This window comes from Limnoglobus roseus (genome assembly GCF_008254045.1).
Classification (GTDB): domain Bacteria; phylum Planctomycetota; class Planctomycetia; order Gemmatales; family Gemmataceae; genus Limnoglobus; species Limnoglobus roseus.
In genome coordinates this window covers 798,164-814,857 of the sequence record NZ_CP042425.1, presented here as the reverse complement: position 1 = coordinate 814,857, position 16,694 = coordinate 798,164, and the positions used below count along the sequence as shown (strand labels likewise).

At 67.4% G+C, this 16,694-nt stretch carries 13 protein-coding genes; all 13 read left to right on the top strand.

Features of this window, described 5'->3' with window-relative positions:
* Positions 1–143: 143 nt before the first annotated feature.
* The 13 genes from PX52LOC_RS03190 to PX52LOC_RS03130 all read left to right on the top strand — a co-directional run bounded on the left by PX52LOC_RS03190 (position 144) and on the right by PX52LOC_RS03130 (position 16,689).
* Positions 144–1,907: a tetratricopeptide repeat protein gene (locus PX52LOC_RS03190; protein WP_149108725.1), complete on the top strand. Its 1,764-nt coding sequence runs from the start codon at positions 144–146 to the stop codon at positions 1,905–1,907.
* Positions 1,908–1,950: 43 nt separating this feature from the next.
* Positions 1,951–4,188 carry a protein kinase domain-containing protein gene (locus tag PX52LOC_RS03185; RefSeq protein ID WP_149108724.1) on the top strand — a complete coding sequence of 746 codons (2,238 nt, stop codon included), beginning with the start codon at positions 1,951–1,953 and terminating at the stop codon, positions 4,186–4,188.
* A gap of 309 nt (positions 4,189–4,497) precedes the next feature.
* Complete coding sequence (locus tag PX52LOC_RS03180) at positions 4,498–4,806, top strand: hypothetical protein (protein WP_149108723.1); 309 nt, start codon at positions 4,498–4,500, stop codon at positions 4,804–4,806.
* A gap of 37 nt (positions 4,807–4,843) precedes the next feature.
* Positions 4,844–5,341: a response regulator gene (locus PX52LOC_RS03175; RefSeq protein ID WP_149108722.1), complete on the top strand. Its 498-nt coding sequence runs from the start codon at positions 4,844–4,846 to the stop codon at positions 5,339–5,341.
* Between the two features lie 21 nt (positions 5,342–5,362).
* On the top strand, positions 5,363–5,875 hold the full coding sequence (locus PX52LOC_RS03170) for a chemotaxis protein CheX (protein ID WP_149108721.1): 513 nt from the start codon (positions 5,363–5,365) through the stop codon (positions 5,873–5,875).
* Positions 5,876–5,879: 4 nt separating this feature from the next.
* The gene (locus PX52LOC_RS03165; protein WP_149108720.1) at positions 5,880–8,000 is read left to right on the top strand and encodes a chemotaxis protein CheW; all 2,121 of its coding nucleotides are present in this window, start codon (positions 5,880–5,882) and stop codon (positions 7,998–8,000) included.
* Complete coding sequence (locus PX52LOC_RS03160; RefSeq protein ID WP_149108719.1) at positions 7,997–8,437, top strand: chemotaxis protein CheW; 441 nt, start codon at positions 7,997–7,999, stop codon at positions 8,435–8,437. The genes PX52LOC_RS03165 and PX52LOC_RS03160 overlap by 4 nt, the downstream gene beginning before the upstream one ends.
* A gap of 32 nt (positions 8,438–8,469) precedes the next feature.
* Positions 8,470–11,613 carry a methyl-accepting chemotaxis protein gene (locus PX52LOC_RS03155; protein WP_149108718.1) on the top strand — a complete coding sequence of 1,048 codons (3,144 nt, stop codon included), beginning with the start codon at positions 8,470–8,472 and terminating at the stop codon, positions 11,611–11,613.
* A gap of 149 nt (positions 11,614–11,762) precedes the next feature.
* Positions 11,763–12,134 (top strand): response regulator, encoded by a 372-nt coding sequence (locus PX52LOC_RS03150; protein ID WP_149108717.1) that lies wholly within the window; start codon positions 11,763–11,765, stop codon positions 12,132–12,134.
* Positions 12,135–12,141: 7 nt separating this feature from the next.
* The gene (locus PX52LOC_RS03145) at positions 12,142–13,239 is read left to right on the top strand and encodes a protein-glutamate methylesterase/protein-glutamine glutaminase (RefSeq protein ID WP_149108716.1); all 1,098 of its coding nucleotides are present in this window, start codon (positions 12,142–12,144) and stop codon (positions 13,237–13,239) included.
* 2 nt (positions 13,240–13,241) lie between these two features.
* A complete protein-coding gene (locus PX52LOC_RS03140; RefSeq protein WP_218575274.1) occupies positions 13,242–14,147 on the top strand; it encodes a CheR family methyltransferase in 906 nt (301 codons plus the stop codon).
* Positions 14,144–14,662, top strand: coding sequence for a chemotaxis protein CheX (locus PX52LOC_RS03135; protein ID WP_149108715.1), 519 nt, complete (start codon positions 14,144–14,146; stop codon positions 14,660–14,662). The genes PX52LOC_RS03140 and PX52LOC_RS03135 overlap by 4 nt, the downstream gene beginning before the upstream one ends.
* Before the next feature lie 236 nt (positions 14,663–14,898).
* Positions 14,899–16,689: a zinc ribbon domain-containing protein gene (locus PX52LOC_RS03130; protein ID WP_149108714.1), complete on the top strand. Its 1,791-nt coding sequence runs from the start codon at positions 14,899–14,901 to the stop codon at positions 16,687–16,689.
* Positions 16,690–16,694: the final 5 nt, after the last annotated feature.

Below are 16,694 nucleotides of genomic sequence, written 5' to 3'. Positions count from 1 at the left end.
CCCCTGGCAGACAAGTTATCGAAGGTCGCGATCAAAGTTTGACTTTTTTTCCCCCCACTATCAACATCGGAGCTACATTCATCGAACTTATTGTGCCGCCGAAGTCCGCACCGGCCTTAGCCCTTGCCCAGAGCCCGCCACCCATGACGACGGAAGTCGCCGTAACCCAACCGCCCGCCCGCCACGTGCTGCCGCGCTCCGTGCGGCTCGTCGCGGTTGTCGTGTGCCTCGGGGGGAGTTTCGCGGCCAGCGTTTGTCTGATGCCGACGTCCAAAAAGCCGAGCGAACACGCGCAGGAAGAGGCCCACCCGGAAGCGCCCGAAGCCCTCGACCGGTCGATCGACCGACTCATTCGCAACGAACAGTTCGAGGAAGCGCTCGCCGCCTGTCAGTCGGCTGACACGCCGCCGGCCGAGCCGTGGCTGCGCTACCGTGTCGCCGTTTGCCTGGAACACCTCGAACAGTGGACGGAAGCGGCGGAACAGTACGAAAGCATTACGCAAAAGGCCCCGGCCGACCTATGGGCGAACGCGACACTCGGCGTGGCCCGCTGCCGGTTGGCTCACGGCGACCTCGCGGAAGCCGACGCGGCGATTCAAGAAGTGGAGCGCCTCGGCGGCTCCGTGCGGTCGCCCGCTAGCCACGAGCGGACGCGGTTGCGGGCCTGCGTGGAATATTCTCGCCTCGGCACCCCGCGGACGGCCGACCCGTTCGACCCGATGGCCCTCGCCTGGCCGACCGCCGTCGATCGCCGGAGTGGCGAACCGATCTGGCTGCCGACTCCGCCCGCCCCGACTGCCCCGCACGATTCGCACAAGGACCATCACGCGACGGAACCGATCTCGGTGCCGGCACCAGCCCCCGCGGTGCCCGCGGAGGCGTCCCGCACGCGGGTTCGCGAATCGCTGGAAAAGGTGCTGGAGCACGACGAACACCCTGCCGTGCGGCTGACGCTGGCGAACTTCGACGCGCAAGACCGGGCGTGGGATAAGGCCATGCCGGTCTACCGCCAACTGATCGAAGACGACCCCGAATCGGCCGAAGCGAAACTGGCGTCGTACAACCTCGGCCTGGGCCTTCTCAAGGACGGCCAGACGGCCGCCGCCCGCGAAGCGTTCCTCGGCACCCTGGACCGCGACCCGCACGGTCCGTGGGGCGAACTCGCCCGCTACTGGGTCGGCCGGACCTACCTCGACGGCGGCGACCCGACGACGGCCCTGCGGTCGCTGGGCGAAGCCTCGGCGGCCAAGTCGCGGAAGGTTCGGGCGGCCGCCGACCGCGCCCGCGTCGCGTGCCACCTGCTTCGGAAAGACGACACCGCGACCGAGCAAGAGTCGCACGAACTCCGCCCGGAATCTTCGCCGAACGCCATGGCCCTGACCGAGCTGTTCGAGAACCTCGCGCGTTACCGCACCACGCCGAGCGAACTCCGGGCCGAGCAAGTCGCCGAGAGCCTGCACCACGCCCACGATCTGCGCGACCTGGGGCCGGGCGGCGTGTTCCTCGCGGGGCGGCTGTACGAAGAAATCGGCGAAACTTCACAAATGGCGAAACTGTACGACGACGCCGCCCCCGACTACCGAGGGCCGTGGGCCGTGCAGATGACCCTCGCCGCTGCGGAACACTGGGATTCCAAGGACCGGCGGGCCGAGGCCCGCAGCCGTTACCGTGCCGTGGCCGCCGTCGATTCGGGCGCGTACGGCCGGCGGGCGGAGCAGAAATTGGCCGCGTTGGCCCTCCGCGACGGAAATGGGAGGGAATGTCTGACGCGATGTCTTCGATTATGGAAGCAGCGCCCCGACGAACCCGAGCAACTGCTCCAGTTGATGGGCCGTGGCTACGAACTGACCGGCCAGTACGCCGCCGCTGCCGCGTGCTACGCCGGCCGCGAACCGAAATTGGATTGACGCGCTCCCCCGCCCCCTGCGATTTCCCCCGAGTACCGTACCGATGCCCGAAGCCCCGTTCCGACACGACCGCATGATGACGATGGACTACGACGTCTCGTCGGCCATCCGCTTGCAGACCGGCACGGCACGGCTCATTAGCTCGTTGCTGGACGCGAGCGTGGTCCTGCCCGAAGAGTGGGACGAGATGCCCGCCCTCGCGAAAGCCACCGTCGTCGAAGAAACGTCGATGCACCAGGTCGTCGCCCGACTGGTCGAGCACCGCCTGCTGACGCCCTTCCAGGCGGACATGGTCCGCGACGGCCGCACCGAGGAACTCATCGTAGGCCCGTACCGCCTGCTTGAGCCGCTCGGCCAGGGCGGCATGGGCATTGTCTACCTGGCGGAACACATCCACCTCCGCCGCCGCGTCGCGCTCAAGATGACGACGCAGCTCATCGACGGTCACCCGCGGCTGATCCACCGCTTCTACGCCGAGGCCCGCGCCGTCGCCCGCCTCCAGCACCCGAACATCGTCGCCTGCCTGGACGCCGGCCGACAGATGAGCACGAAGAACGCCCGGCAGTTCGCCGACTACTACGTCATGGAGTACGTGCCCGGCCAGGACCTCGATTCGCTCGTGCGGACGTCCGGCGCGCTGCCCATCGGCCGCGTAGCCGACCTGTTCCGGCAGATCGCCGACGCCCTGGCAGAAGCCCACAAGCACGGCCTCGTCCACCGCGACCTGAAGCCGTCGAACGTCGTCGTCACGCCGGACTGGCAGGCGAAGTTGCTCGACTTCGGCCTCGCCCTGCACCCGCGGCACCAGATGACCGAACCCGGCACGCTGCTCGGCACGGTCGGGTACATGGCCCCGGAGCAGGCCCGCGACCCGCACGCCGTGGACGGCCGGGCGGACTTGTTCTCGCTCGGGGCAACGTTCTTCTGGGCGCTCACCGGCCGCGAGCCGTACCCGGAATCCGGCAACCCGATCACCGACCTGACCCGCCGCTTGAGTTCCGACCCGCCGGACGTCCGCGTCTGGCGGCCGGAACTGCCCGCCGACCTGGCGGAACTGGTCACGCAATTGATGGCCGTCGATCCCGACCGCCGGTACCCGTCCGCCGCCGCCGTTTCGGTAGCCCTCCAGCCGTTCGTGCGGTGGTCGGCCGCGACCGGCACCGACACGAATTCCGACGGCGGCCGCCGCACCCGCGTGCTGGTCATCGACCCGGATCAAACCGCGCGGACGCTCATCGCAACCTTGCTGGACAGCGAGTTCAACGTCCACCAGACGGCGAACGGGAAGGACGCCCTCGCGGCACTGGAAAAAAAGAACTACGACCTCGTCGTGTTCGAAGCGCCGGTGATCGGCTGCTCCACGCAAGAACTGATCTCCGCGATCCGCCAGCAGGGCGGGGAGCAGCCGGTGATGGTTCTGGCGATCTCCGGCACGATGCCCGTCTCGGCCCTCAGCGGCCTCGCGGCCGTCGGCATCGACGACTTCATGACGAAGCCGTTCGCCCCGATCGAACTCCGCTCCCGCGTGCGGGCCTTGATGGGCCGCCGCGAGACGCTCAACACGAAACGGTACGTGACCGAGACGATGCGGGTCGGCTTCGACGCCCTCCTGCGGACGCCCGCCCCGGCCCCGACGGTGGCATCGGTCAACGCCTGGGACTTGATGACCGTGACGATCTCGCGGCTGCTGGTGGACGCTGGCTACCTCGCCCCCGGCTACCGGTCCCGCGTCGCCCGGTACATCCGCGCTTTGTCGCAGACGGTCGAATCGATCGGCGAGTACAGCCGCCTGAAGGACGCGAGCTTCGTCAACCTGCTCGCGAGTGCGGCGGCCCTGTACGACATCGGCATGTTGGTCATTCCGAGCGGCATCACGCTGAAGCCGGGTCGGCTCGACGAGGACGAGCGGCACGTCGTCCAGACGCACCCGACGGCCGGGGCAGAAATCTTGAACGGCCTGAGCGAGAAGTTCCCGAGTGAGACGGCCCCGGTGGCGTTGGCCGCGGAGTTGGTCCGCAGCCACCACGAGCGGTGGGACGGCACCGGCTACCCGGACCGCCTGGGCGGCAGCGACATCCCGTTGTCCGCCCGCATCCTCTCGCTCGTGTCGGCCTACGACAGCCTGCGATCCCGCCGGCCGTACCGCCCGGCGATGACGCACGTGCGGACGACCCGCGTGCTGACGGCCGAGTCGGAGGGCCGCTTCGACCCGACGCTGCTGGCCGCCTTCAACACGGCAAGCGCCCGCTTTGAACAGATCTACAACGACTACCCGATCTAGAACTTATAGTCTCGCACTGTCACAAAGCTCGCCGGATGATCTCCGGCGAGCTTTGATGCTTCATGCGGCTCACTCGCCGCAATTGCAGCCCCGCGCATTCATTTGTTATCAATGATTCTTCGCCGGCTGTCACTTTTGTAATCTTCAAGGTCGGCTTCATTCCCAGGCAAATGTGACTCTATTCCTTCGATAACTGAAACGAGAGGCAGGTTTCGCCCACTCATTAATACAAATCAACATGGAGTATCAAAGATGAATTTTTCGGTTTCTCAATCTTATAAATTATTGAAGGGTCACGTTCAGAAATTGGTGGCCGACTTGTGGCAGGACGATTGCGGGGCGGTTCTCTCGGTTGAGTACGTCCTCGTCAGCGGCGTGCTCGTCACCGGCATCGTGCCCGGGCTGGTCGCGGCCCGCAACTCGATCAACAGCGCGTACGCCAACATGGGCAACTCAGTGACGGCGGCCGTGCCCACGCCGAGCTACAGCGGTTTCTCCATCGGCGGCGCCAACGGCAACGCGATCGCCTCGGTGGGCGGCGTGTCGATCCCGGCCCAGCCGCAAGCGAACTACCTGCAAGCCAGCCAAATCGCCCCGATCGCCGTCCCCGCACCGTAACGCCGTTCGTTCTCTCTCCTCTTTGGGGACAAGTGGCATGAATCTCAAGCTGAACGCCCTGGTCGTGGACGACTCGCGGGTCATGCGGGGCATGGTCATGGAGACGCTGCGGAAGACCGGCTTGGCCGACTTCCACTTCGTCGAAGCCGAGGACGGGCACGACGCACTCAACAAGATGACGGCGAACTCGATTCACATCGCGTTCGTCGATTGGAACATGCCGAACATGACCGGCATCGACTTCATCCGCGCCAGCCGCGCCCACGCGATGCGGAACGACGAAGACCCGGTGCCGATGGTCATGGTCACCAGCGAAAAGACGATGGGCAAGATTCAGGAGGCGCTCGACGACGCCGGGGCCGAGGGGTTCATCAGCAAGCCGTTCACGGCCGACGAGATGAAGCGGAAGGTCGCGAAGGCCGTCGAGAAGGCGCTGGCGGTGCAACTGCGGAAACTCCGCCTCCGCCGCGACGCGCAAATCGCCGAGGCAGAAACCGAGTCGAAGAGCAAACTCTTCGGCCGGCTGTTCGGTTGACCCACCCGCCCGAGGCACGCGATGCTAGCGCCGTCGTTCGAAACGAGTTTCCCGCCGGCCGTCACCGAGGCGGCCACAGCCGGCATCGAGATCACGCTCGACTCCATCCTCGGCGAACGGCCGGTCCGGGTCTCGCCGGCCGTCGACGCCCCGGAAGGGCCGATGCTCGCGGCCATCATCTCCTTTATCGGCGAGATGAAGTGGTCGCTCACGCTCATGGTGACCGAACCCGTCGGCGTGGCCCTCGTCGAACGGTTCTGCGGCCTCAAGCTGCCGTTCGACGGTGAGGACATGGCCGACGCGATCGGCGAGATCGTGAACGTCATCGCCGGCGAGGTCACGCTCCAGCTGGAAAAGCGGCGGATGCGCGGCCGCATGTCGCTGCCCACCGTGGTCCGCGGCCAAGCCTTGCAGCTGATCGCCAACCGCTCGGCCGCGTCGTACCGGGTGGCCTACCGCCTCTCGTTCGGCGACTTCTCCGTCCGCTTCCTCGCGGCCGGCACGTCCCTCTTCGCCCGCCTCCCCGGCAAGTGACCCCATGAGCGACCTCGACGACATCGTCAAAGAGTTCCTCGTCGAGAGTTACGAGAACCTCGACCAACTCGACCGCGACCTCGTCGTGTTGGAGAAAGCGCCGACCGACCGGGCCACGCTGGGCAGCGTCTTTCGTACCATCCATACGATCAAGGGCACCTGCGGGTTCTTCGGCTTCGCGAAGCTCGAAGCGGTCACGCACGTCGGCGAGAACCTGTTAAGCCGCCTCCGCGACGGCCTCCAACCGTTAACCTCAGACGTGACGACGGCGCTCCTGCAACTGGTAGACGCGGTGCGGGAACTCCTCGACCGCATCGAGAAGACCGGCGGCGAGGGCGACGGCAACTACGCCGAACTGATCGGCCACCTCACGTACTTGCAGCACGCGAAGGTTCTGCCCCCCGCCCCGGTCGAGGCCGCCACTGCGGCCAAGACGACCACCGATGTAGGCGTGATCGATGCGAGCATTCGTGTCGATGTCGGCGTGCTCGACCAGTTGATGAACCTCGTCGGCGAACTCGTCTTGGCCCGGAATCAGGCGGTTCTGGCCGCGCCGTCGTCGGACGAGCCGCACTTCCATCGGGCGGTACAAAGCCTCACGCAGATCACCCGCGAATTGCAAGATGCCGTGATGAAGACGCGGATGCAGCCGATCGGCGTGCTGTGGGACCGTTACCAGCGCATCGTCCGCGACCTCGCGACGCAACTCGGCAAGCAGGTCCGCCTCGAACTCGAAGGCGGCGAGGCGGAACTGGACCGCGGCATCCTCGAAGCGGTGAAGGACTCGTTCATCCACGTCGTCCGCAACGCCATCGACCACGGCATTGAATCGCCCGCGGTACGGCTGGAGCGGGGCAAACCGGCGGAGGGGTTGCTGAAGATGCGAGCGGCCCACACGGGCGGGCAGGTCGTCATCGAAGTCAGCGACGACGGCGGCGGCATCTCCCCGGACCGCGTGCGGGCGAAGGCGGTCGAGAAGGGCCTCATCACCGCCGACCAGGCCGCACGCCTGAACGACCACGACGCCGTCCGGATGATCTTCCTACCCGGCTTCTCGACCGCCGACGCAGTGACGAACATCTCCGGCCGCGGCGTGGGCATGGACGTGGTGAAGACGAACATCGAGGGCATCGGCGGCAGCCTCGACGTGCGGAGCACGCTGGACGTTGGTACGACGCTCCGGGTCAACATCCCGCTCACCCTCGCGATCATGCCGGCGCTGACCCTCCGCTGCGGCGGCGAGCGGTTCGCTATCCCGCAGATGAACCTCCTGGAACTCGTCCGCCTGGACGGTGCGGCGGCCCGCAAGAGTGCGGACCAGCTTCACGGCCTGCCGGTGTTCCGACTGCGCGACCAACTTCTCCCGCTGGTTTTCCTGCGGGACGTGCTCAATCTCGGCGGCGAACAGGACCTTGAGGAGTGGAACATTCTCGTCGTGCAGGCCGAGGGTCGGCGGTTCGGCCTCGTCGTCGATCGCGTGCTCGATTCGCAGGAAATCGTGGTCAAACCCCTTGACCCGCAGTTGAAGTCGTTGACGGTCTACAGCGGGGCGACGATCCTCGGCGACGGCGGGGTGGCACTCATCCTCGACGTCCTCGGGCTGGCCCGGACGGCGGGCGTGCTGTCGCCGCTGGACCGGGACCGCGAGCGGGTGAAGGCATCGGGCAAGTCGACGCCCGTGTCGGTAAACACGCAAACGTGGCTGCTGCTGGCGAGCGGCCCGGACCGGCGGTTCGCGCTGCCGATGGCCCCGGTGGTGCGGATCGCGGACGTGCCGGTCGGCGATATCGAATCGGTCGGGCGGTTGGCCGTCATTCGGTACCGCGGCGACATCCTCCCGCTGGTGAAGCTGACCGACGCGCTCGGCGACCCGCCGCGGCCGTGGGCGGGCGATTCCATCGCCGTCGTCATCTTCCGCGACGGCGACCGCTTGGTCGGCCTCGCGGTGGACCGCGTGGTGGACGTCGTCGAAGCCGAAGCGCGAACGCAGGCCACGGCGGCCCGCCCGGGCGTGACCGGCACGGCCGTTCTGGCCGACCGCGTCGCGGAGTTGATCGACGTCCCCGCCGTCCTCCGACTGACCGACCCGTGGGCCGCCCTCACGGCCGAAGTGGGGGCGTCATGACCGCCGACCAGTTCTGTACTTTTACGCTCGCAGGGCAACATTTCGGCATCATCGTCGATGATGTTCAGGAAGTGATTCGCCACCGACCCGGGTCGCGCGTGCCGTTGGCTCCCGCCGCCGTGGTCGGGCTGATGAACCTCCGGGGCCGGATCGTGCCGGTGATCGACCTCCGCACCCGCCTCGCCCTGCCACCGCAGCCGGCCGGTGCGGAACCGTTCAACGTGGTCGTGCGAACGAAGGACGGCCCGAAAGCGCTCGTCGTGGACGACATCGGCGACGTGCTAACCCTGGACGAAGGGACGTTCGAACCGACGCCCGGCACCGTCCGCGGCCCGGCGGGAGAACTCGTCCGTGGGGCGCACAAACTCGCCGACCGGCTCTTGTTGATTCTCGACGTGCCGAAAGTCTTGACCTACGCCCCGGCCGCGGCCGGTTGATCGCCCCGACCCTCGAAACCGAAACCCCGCCCATGCGCCTGCCCCCCGCCTTCGCCTTCCGCAGCCTTCGCACGAAGCTCATGGCGTGCATTTTCCTCGTCGGCGGCCTCCCACTCCTGGTGGCCGGCATCCTCTTCGACCAACGCTCGCGGGCCGACCTCCTCCGCATCAACGGCCTGACCCTGACCAACCGCGCGAAAGACACGATCGAACTGATCGACCGCAACCTCTTCGAACGGTACGGCGACGCCCAAGCCTACGCGATCAACCCGATGGCCCGCGGCACGCCGGCCGAAATCACTCGGGCCATCAACTCGTACACGACCACCTACGGCATGTACGACCTGATGGTCGTCGCCGACACCGACGGGACCATCCTGGCCGTCAACACCGTGGACGCCGACGGCAAGCCCCTGGACACCGCCCGGCTGTTGGGCCGCAGCGTGAAGGGGGAGTCGTGGTTCGAGGACTGCATCCACGGCCGCGTTCAACCGGGTGAAACCTCTGTCCACGACGTGGCGACTGACCCGCTCGTGGCCGAGGTGTACCACACCAAGGGCGTCAGCATGACGTTCGCCGCCCCGATCTTGGGCGACGACGGCAAGCCCGTCCGCGTCTGGTCGAACCGCCTCTCGTGGTCCCGCTCCGTGGTCCAAATCGTTCAGGACCAGCGCGACCAGGCGACCGCGGACAACATGACCCTGGAAACGCAACTCGTCTCCCAGTCCGGCCTCGTCTTGGACGACCTCGACCCGGCCGCGGTTCTGAAGGTAAACCTCCGCGACACCGGCCTCGGTGCGGCGGCGGCCTTCGCGCGGGGCGGGGCCGGCGTTGTCGAGGAAGGGGACGGGCGGCGGGGGACCATTCAGCTGCACGCCTACTCGGCCAGCCCGGGATTTCAATCGTACAAGGGGTTCGGCTGGGGCGTGATCGTCCGCCAAGAGAAGTCGGAAGTCCTCGCCGTGGCGAACCAGCAGCGGCAGATGATGGCCATGATCGCGGTGACCGCGTTCCTGGCGATCCTGGGCCTGAGCTTCTGGCTGTCGCGGGGCATCGCGGGGCCGATCAACCGTACGACGCGGGCCTTGCAAGCCCTCGCCGACGGCGACTTGACGAAGCGCATCGCGTACAACTCCACCGACGAAGTCGGGCAAATGGCCGCCGCCACGAACCGCGCGCTCGACGGCATCCAGAACGTGCTGGCGGCCGACGCCGTGAACTGGCCGGAACTGGCCGTCGCCCGCGTTCGCGAGCAGGAACTGGCCGTCGATCACGCCGCCATCGGGCAGATGCTCCGGGCCGTGCTGGAGGCGAAGTCGGCGGCCGAGGCGGCCCAGGTCACGCTCGACAGCGTGCGCGAAGTGTTCCAGTTCGAATACGGCTCGTACTGGCCGCTGGACGCCCAGGCCAATCGCCTCGAATTCGGGCTGGAGTCGGGCGAAATTTGCGAGCCGTTCCGTCAGATCACCCGAGCATCGAAGTTCCGCGAAGGGGAAGGGCTGAACGGCCGCGCCTGGAAGCAGCGGGACGTGGTCGTGGTCCCGGACCTCAGCGTCCTGTCGGACTGCCCGCGCGTCGCCATCGCCCGGCAGGTCGGCATCAAGTCCGGGTTCAGTGTGCCGCTCATCGTCTCCGGCCGGGTTGTCGGCACGCTCGACGTGCTGTCGAAGAACCCCATGGACCTGTCGGAACACCGCGTCGAAACGATCCGCAGTGTCGGCCTGCTGTTGTCGTCGGCCCTGATGCGCGTCGAGGCCGACCGCACCCGCTCGATGGTGGAGAGTTCGCCGACGGGGATGATGTTCGCCGACATGACTGGCATCGTCCGGTATTGCAACGCCTCGGCGATGAAGCTGATGAAGAAGGTCGAGAGCTACCTGCCGGTCCCGGCCGACCAGGTCATCGGCCAGAGTCTCGAACTGCTCCAACGAGCGACCGAAGACCGTTGCGAGTTGCTGCTCGACGCGAGCAAACTGCCGCTCCGCTCGGTCATCAAGATCGGCCCGGACCACATCGAATTGATCGTGTCGGCGATCCACGACTCGTACCGCACGCGATTGGGCACGATGGTGACGTGGGACCTCATCACCAGTCGCGTGGCCTCGCACGAGCGGGAGCGGAACGCGGCCGATGCGATGCAGTCCGTCCTCGGCATGGTCGCGACGAACGCCAGCCAACTCGGCACCTCGGCCGACGAACTGTGCGCGGTCAGTTCCCGCATGAGTGCGAACGCCGAGGAGACGGCGACGCAGGCGAACGTCGTCTCGGCCGCCGCCGAGGAAGTGAGCCTGAACGTCCATACTGTGGCCGTTGGCATCGAGCACATGGGCATTGGTATCAAGGAGATCGCCAACAACGCCACGGAATCGACGCGGATCGCCACCGATGCCGTGAGCCTCGCCGAGCAGACCACCGCCACCGTCTCGAAGCTCGGCACGAGCAGTGCCGAGATCGGCAAGGTGGTGAAGGTTATCACTTCCATCGCTCAGCAGACGAACCTGTTGGCCCTGAACGCGACCATCGAGGCCGCGCGGGCCGGGGAGGCGGGCAAGGGCTTTGCCGTGGTCGCGAACGAGGTGAAGGAGCTGGCCCGCGAGACGGCCCGGGCGACCGAAGACATCAGCGGCAAGATCGACGCGATCCAGCGGGACACGCTCGGGGCGGTCCACGCCATCGCCCAGATTTCCAACGTCATCAGCCGCATCTACCAAACATCGACCACCATCGCCACGGCCGTCGCCGAGCAGAAGCACACGACCGAGGAGATCGACCGGAACATCCACGAGGCCGCGAAGGGGACGGCCGAGATCGCGCAGAACATCACGGCCGTGGCCCAGACGGCGCAGAACACGACCGAAGGGGCCGTCCTCACGCAGCACGCCGGCGAGGAGTTGAACCGCGTGGCCTTGTTCCTGCAACAACTCGTCGCGACCCAGCACCAGAACCGGTCGGCCATGCCCCACGTGTCGGAAACGATCGGCCTCGCCGCCGCCATGCGGCCGTCGACCTTGGGGCTGTCCGGTTCGCGGCGTCAGACGGGGCCGATTCGCCCGTCCGCCGCGATTCGCCAGCAGGCCACCCTCCGCCGGGTGCGGGAAGAACCGGCCCCGGCCTCGCCCCCGCCCCCGCGGGTGAACCGTCTGACCTGGAGTGACACGGGCAACGGCCCGGGGTGAGGGGAGAGCGACCCTCCACCCGAGACGAGTTTCCGAGGGATGAAGGCTCGCCCCTCACCCTAACCCTCTCCCTCACAGCCGGGGGCGAGGGGACCAGAATTCGGGGCGAGATGGCCCCCGGCACGAACCAGACCACGAGGAGAGTTTCCATGAAGGTGTTAGTCGTCGATGATTCCCGCGCGATGCGGTCGATCTTGTCCAACATTCTCAAGCAACTCGGCCACCAGACGGACGAGGCGGGCAACGGCCAGGAGGCGTACGAAAAGCTCCTCGCGGGCGGCGAGTTCGACCTCGCCCTTGTGGACTGGAACATGCCGGTCATGAACGGCCTGGAGTTCGTGCAGAAGGTCCGGGCGGCCCCCGCCCACGCCGGCATGCCGATCGTCATGGTGACGACGGAAACGGAACAGTCGCAGATGGCGATGGTGATGCAAGCCGGGGCGAACCAGTACGTCATGAAGCCGTTCAACAAGGACACGCTCGCCGCCAAACTCGAACTCTTCACACCCGCCGCCCGGTAACGCCGCCATGAGCAAGATTCGCGTACTGGTCGTGGACGACTCCGTCGTGACCCGCAAGCTCGTCAGCGACGCCCTCGCCGCCGACCCGCTCGTGGAGGTCGTGGGCGTGGCCGGCAACGGTCGCATCGCCCTGCGGATGCTGACGCAGGTGAACCCGGACGCCGTCATCCTCGACGTCGAGATGCCCGGTATGGACGGCCTGGCGGCGCTGGCGGAACTCCGCAAGACGCACCCGAAGCTGCCGGTCATCATGTTCAGCACGCTCACCGACCGCGGGGCCGCCGCCACGCTCGAGGCGCTGGCCAAGGGGGCGAACGACTACGTGACGAAGCCGGCGAACGCGGGGAGCCTGGCGGCTGCGATCCAGCACGTTCAAGACCAACTGCTGCCGCGGATCAAGCTGTTCTGCCGCGGCCGCGACGGTGCGACCGGCCTGCTCGCCGCCCGGCAGGAATCGTCGACGAACCGCGCCCTCGGGACGAACCGAACGCCGCGGAAGGTGAGCGTAATCGGCATCGGTTGTTCGACCGGCGGCCCGAACGCCTTGGCGGACCTGCTCGCCGCCCTGCCGCTCGACCTGCCCGTGCCGATCCTGATTACGCAGCACATGCCGCCGACGTTCACGCGGTTGCTGGCAGAGGGACTGACCGTCCAGACCGGCTTCCCCGTGATTGAAACGACCGACGACGACCGCCTCGAACCGGGCGTGGTCTACGTGGCCCCCGGCGACCACCACCTGACTGTCGCCCCGACGGCCAACGGGGTCGTCGTGAAGTTGAACCAGCAGCCGGCCGAGAACGGCTGCCGGCCGGCCGTGGACGTGATGTTCCGCTCGCTGGCCCAGACGTTCGGCGCGGGCACGCTCGGCGTCGTCCTCACGGGCATGGGCAAGGACGGGCTGCGGGGTGCGGAACGGATCGTCGAAGCGGGCGGGACGGTGCTCGCCCAGGACGAGGCCACGAGCGTCGTCTGGGGGATGCCCGGCTTCGTGGCGAACGCGGGATTGGCCCGCCAGGTGTTGCCGCTGCTCGAATTGCCGGACGCCATCACCAAACTCGTAACCGGCGGCCGCCCTGCGACCGCTCTCTCCATCGGAGGGGCGTGAACGTGGCCCCCAAGCTGAATAAAACCGACTCCGAGTTCATCCGCGCGATCGTCCACGAGAAGGCGGGCATCGTGCTGGAGGAGAAGAAGAGCTACCTGGTCGACTCCCGCCTGAACACCCTGGCGCGGCGGCTCGGCCACGACTCCAGCGCGCGTCTGGTTGAGGCCCTCCGCACCACCTTCGGCCGGGGCCTTCAGGACAAGGTCGTCGAAGCCCTGACGACGAACGAGACCTCGTTCTTTCGCGACGTCCACCCGTTCGAAGGGCTTCGCACGCAGATCCTCCCGGAACTGTTGAAGCGGCGGGCGGCCGAAAAGCGGCTGACGGTTTGGTGTGCGGCCTCCTCGACCGGGCAGGAGCCGTACTCGGTTGCGATGCTGCTCCGCGAGCACTTCTCGGCCCAACTCGCCGGGTGGTCGGTCAAGATTCTGGGCACCGATTTGTCCACGCAGGTGATTGACCAGGCGAAGGCCGGCCGATACACCCAACTGGAAATGAACCGCGGCCTGCCGGCCGCGTACCTGATCAAGTACTTCACGAAGCACGACGCCGACTGGGTGTTGAACGACGACGTACGGGCGATGGTCGAGTTCCGCACGTTCAACCTGCTCGACCCGTTCACGGCCGTCCCGCCGTGCGACCTGCTCCTGATGCGGAACGTGCTGATTTACTTTGACCTGAACACGAAGAAAATGATTCTCGACAAGGTGCGGCGGGTCTTGCGGCCGGACGGCCACCTGTTCCTCGGCGGAGCCGAGACGACCCTGAACATCGACAACGGCTACGAGCGTGTCGCCGGGAATGACACGACGACTTACCGCCCGCGTTCCTCGTGGTCCGACGCGGCCCCGGCCTCGCGGGTATCGAAACTTGCCACGCTGTTGCCTACCAGCGGAGACCGACTATGACCCTCTCAGCGGACGACATCGCGATCTTCGCGAAAGAGATTTGGACGCTCGTCCTCGGCCAAGCGATTGCCACGAGCGACCGCCCGCTGTTGAAGGAGGCGGGCCTCATCAACAGTTGCGTCCACATCACCGGGGCGTGGCGGGGCACGGTCGTGCTCGTGCTGCCGCGGGCGGTGGCGGAGAACGCGGCGGCCGGCATGTTCGCGATGGACGTGGCCGCCATGACGCAGCTCCACATCCACGACGCCGTGGGCGAACTGGTGAACATGATCGGCGGCAACCTGAAGTCGTTGCTCCCGCCGCCGTGCTTCCTGTCGCTGCCGAGCGTCACGCACGGGCAGGACGTGGAAATGAACATTATCGGCGGCCGGTGCCTGGCCAAGATGACGTTCGAGACGCCGAACGGCGTGTTCCTGGTCGCGGTGATGGAACACGCCGCCGACGGCCACACGAAGGTTTCGGGCAGCGGCGTCCGCGAGTGGGGCCAACAGGCGAAGCTGCCCGTGTGCTCATGAGGCGGTAGCGTTTGAACCCGCCGGGCCGGTCTCGACAACTCGACCGGCTCGATCAATCCCGTCCGTCCCGCACGTCATTCATCTCGTTTCACTTCCTCACCCCCGCAGGGCGGGTGGACTCGCCCCGGCCGGCCCGTTACATTGGGGGTATCTCCACGCGAACCGACCCGGCGTAATCCCATCACACTCGCACGCCGCCGCTTCGCATCAACGTGATGCCTCCCAGGACAGCTCGCATGTCTATCGAAGTCGCGTGCCCAAATTGTCAGGCGCGGTTGAAGGCCCCGGACGAGAAGGCGGGGAAAAAGGCCCGGTGCAAGAAGTGCCAACACGCCTTCCGCCTCCCCGGCAGCAAGCCGAACGCGGACGACAGTGACGGCGATCCCGAACACCTCAGTGCCGTCGCCGATGCGCCGTTCGCGTTCGGCGGCGATGTCGCCGTCGCCGCCCCGCCCCCTCCGGCGAAGCCCGCCGCCAAGAAGTCGGCCCCGCTTCCCGAAGGTAGCAACCCGTTCGCCGTCCCGAACGGGCTTTCGCCCGCGAAGGCGGAGCCGAAGAAGGCCGATTCGAAGTCGAAGTACCGCACGAAGGCCGCCGAACCGGCGGCGAAGGGCTCGTCCTACCGCGACCGCAAGCCCACGCCGGACGGCCGTGGCAAGAGCCGGCGGTTGATGCTCGTTTTGGCGGGGCTGCTTTGCGCCGGCGGCGGGGCGGCGGCGGTCTACGCCTTCGGCGAGTTCCAGAAGTCGAAGGACCAGCCGAAGCCCGCGGCCCAGGCTCAAACCCCGGCCCCGCCCAACGACCCGCCCGCCCCCGAGAAGCCGGCCGACACGCCGGCCGCGGGAAAGGCTGCCAAGGACGCCCCGCCCCGCGCCCGAAAGACGACCGGCGGGCTGACCCTCCCGCCGCCGAACCCGACGCCGGTGCTGTTCGAGAAGGCGACCACGGTCCTCGCGCTCGACCACGCCCCGGCCGCCGTGAAGCAAATGCTCGTCGGCGGAACCGACGGGCCGGTGATGCTCGTGATGCGGCGCACGTTCGACGGCATCGGCGGCAAGGGCATGCGGGACACCATCGATCGCTACGCCCTCAACTCCCAGCGGCGGATCGACCAGACCGAAGTGCCCGTCGATACCGCGACGGCCTACCCCCGCGTCTGCGCCGTCAGCCCCGGCGGTGACCGCTTCGCCATCGAGCACCCGGCCGGCAAACTGACCGTCGCCCAACTCGGCACGACGACGAACGTGGTCGAAGGTCTTGCCCCCGGCGACGCGAAGGAACCGGACGCGGCGACGGCCGGCATCGCGGGCGTCCGCTTTCTGACCGACGAGAAGGTGGCCGTGCTGACGAAGACCGGTGTCGTCGAGGTGTGGGATCTGGCGGCCAAGAAGAGGGTCAGTGTCAGCGAACCCCTCCCTGGCGGGACGCCCCTGGTCGAAGGCCGGACGTTCGTCTTCCACGATGACCGCGATCCGAAGAAGGCGTCGGTCTTCGCCTACGCCGGCGGCGGGATTCACCAGGTGGTAGTGGGCGGTAAGCCTCGCCCGGTCTTCACCCTCCCAAGGCAGTCGAAGGCGTGCCTGGCGCTGGCCGTCGAGGACGGCGGCACCCGCCTCGCGATTGCGTACACGGCCGCCGAACCCATCGAACACGTGTGGCTCGTCTGCGGCCGCGTCAACGACAAGAAGCCGAGCGGCGACCACGCGCTCGATGCCGAGGTCGGCTCGCCCGTCGCGGCGGGGTGGACCCGGTCGGAGACGTTCTCCATTCTCACGGACAAGGGTCAGGGCTTCGCCTACGCCGCCGACACCAACGACGTAATCGCGGTCTTCCGGCCCGAGAAGCCCGGCCCACTACTCGCCCCCGACGACACCCGGCAGTGGTGCCTGCTGTCCGACCCGGCCGACGCGAAGAAGGCCGTGCTGGTGAACGTGACGGTGCCGCCCGAAAGTTACTCGCCGTCGCTGACCGGCGAGAAGTGGACCCCCCTCGCGCTGACGATCACGCCGCAAGGGACCGCGAAGTAATTTCC

What these genes read in the sequence shown, in the direction of transcription:
- PX52LOC_RS03145 (WP_149108716.1), top strand. Translation starts at nt 12,142, where the DNA reads ATGAGCAAGATTCGCGTACTGGTCGTGGACGACTCCGTCGTGACCCGC.
- PX52LOC_RS03190 (WP_149108725.1), top strand. Translation starts at nt 144, where the DNA reads ATGACGACGGAAGTCGCCGTAACCCAACCGCCCGCCCGCCACGTGCTG.
- PX52LOC_RS03130 (WP_149108714.1), top strand. Translation starts at nt 14,899, where the DNA reads ATGTCTATCGAAGTCGCGTGCCCAAATTGTCAGGCGCGGTTGAAGGCC.
- PX52LOC_RS03160 (WP_149108719.1), top strand. Translation starts at nt 7,997, where the DNA reads ATGACCGCCGACCAGTTCTGTACTTTTACGCTCGCAGGGCAACATTTC.
- PX52LOC_RS03175 (WP_149108722.1), top strand. Translation starts at nt 4,844, where the DNA reads ATGAATCTCAAGCTGAACGCCCTGGTCGTGGACGACTCGCGGGTCATG.
- PX52LOC_RS03185 (WP_149108724.1), top strand. Translation starts at nt 1,951, where the DNA reads ATGCCCGAAGCCCCGTTCCGACACGACCGCATGATGACGATGGACTAC.
- PX52LOC_RS03135 (WP_149108715.1), top strand. Translation starts at nt 14,144, where the DNA reads ATGACCCTCTCAGCGGACGACATCGCGATCTTCGCGAAAGAGATTTGG.
- PX52LOC_RS03170 (WP_149108721.1), top strand. Translation starts at nt 5,363, where the DNA reads ATGCTAGCGCCGTCGTTCGAAACGAGTTTCCCGCCGGCCGTCACCGAG.
- PX52LOC_RS03150 (WP_149108717.1), top strand. Translation starts at nt 11,763, where the DNA reads ATGAAGGTGTTAGTCGTCGATGATTCCCGCGCGATGCGGTCGATCTTG.
- PX52LOC_RS03165 (WP_149108720.1), top strand. Translation starts at nt 5,880, where the DNA reads ATGAGCGACCTCGACGACATCGTCAAAGAGTTCCTCGTCGAGAGTTAC.
- PX52LOC_RS03155 (WP_149108718.1), top strand. Translation starts at nt 8,470, where the DNA reads ATGCGCCTGCCCCCCGCCTTCGCCTTCCGCAGCCTTCGCACGAAGCTC.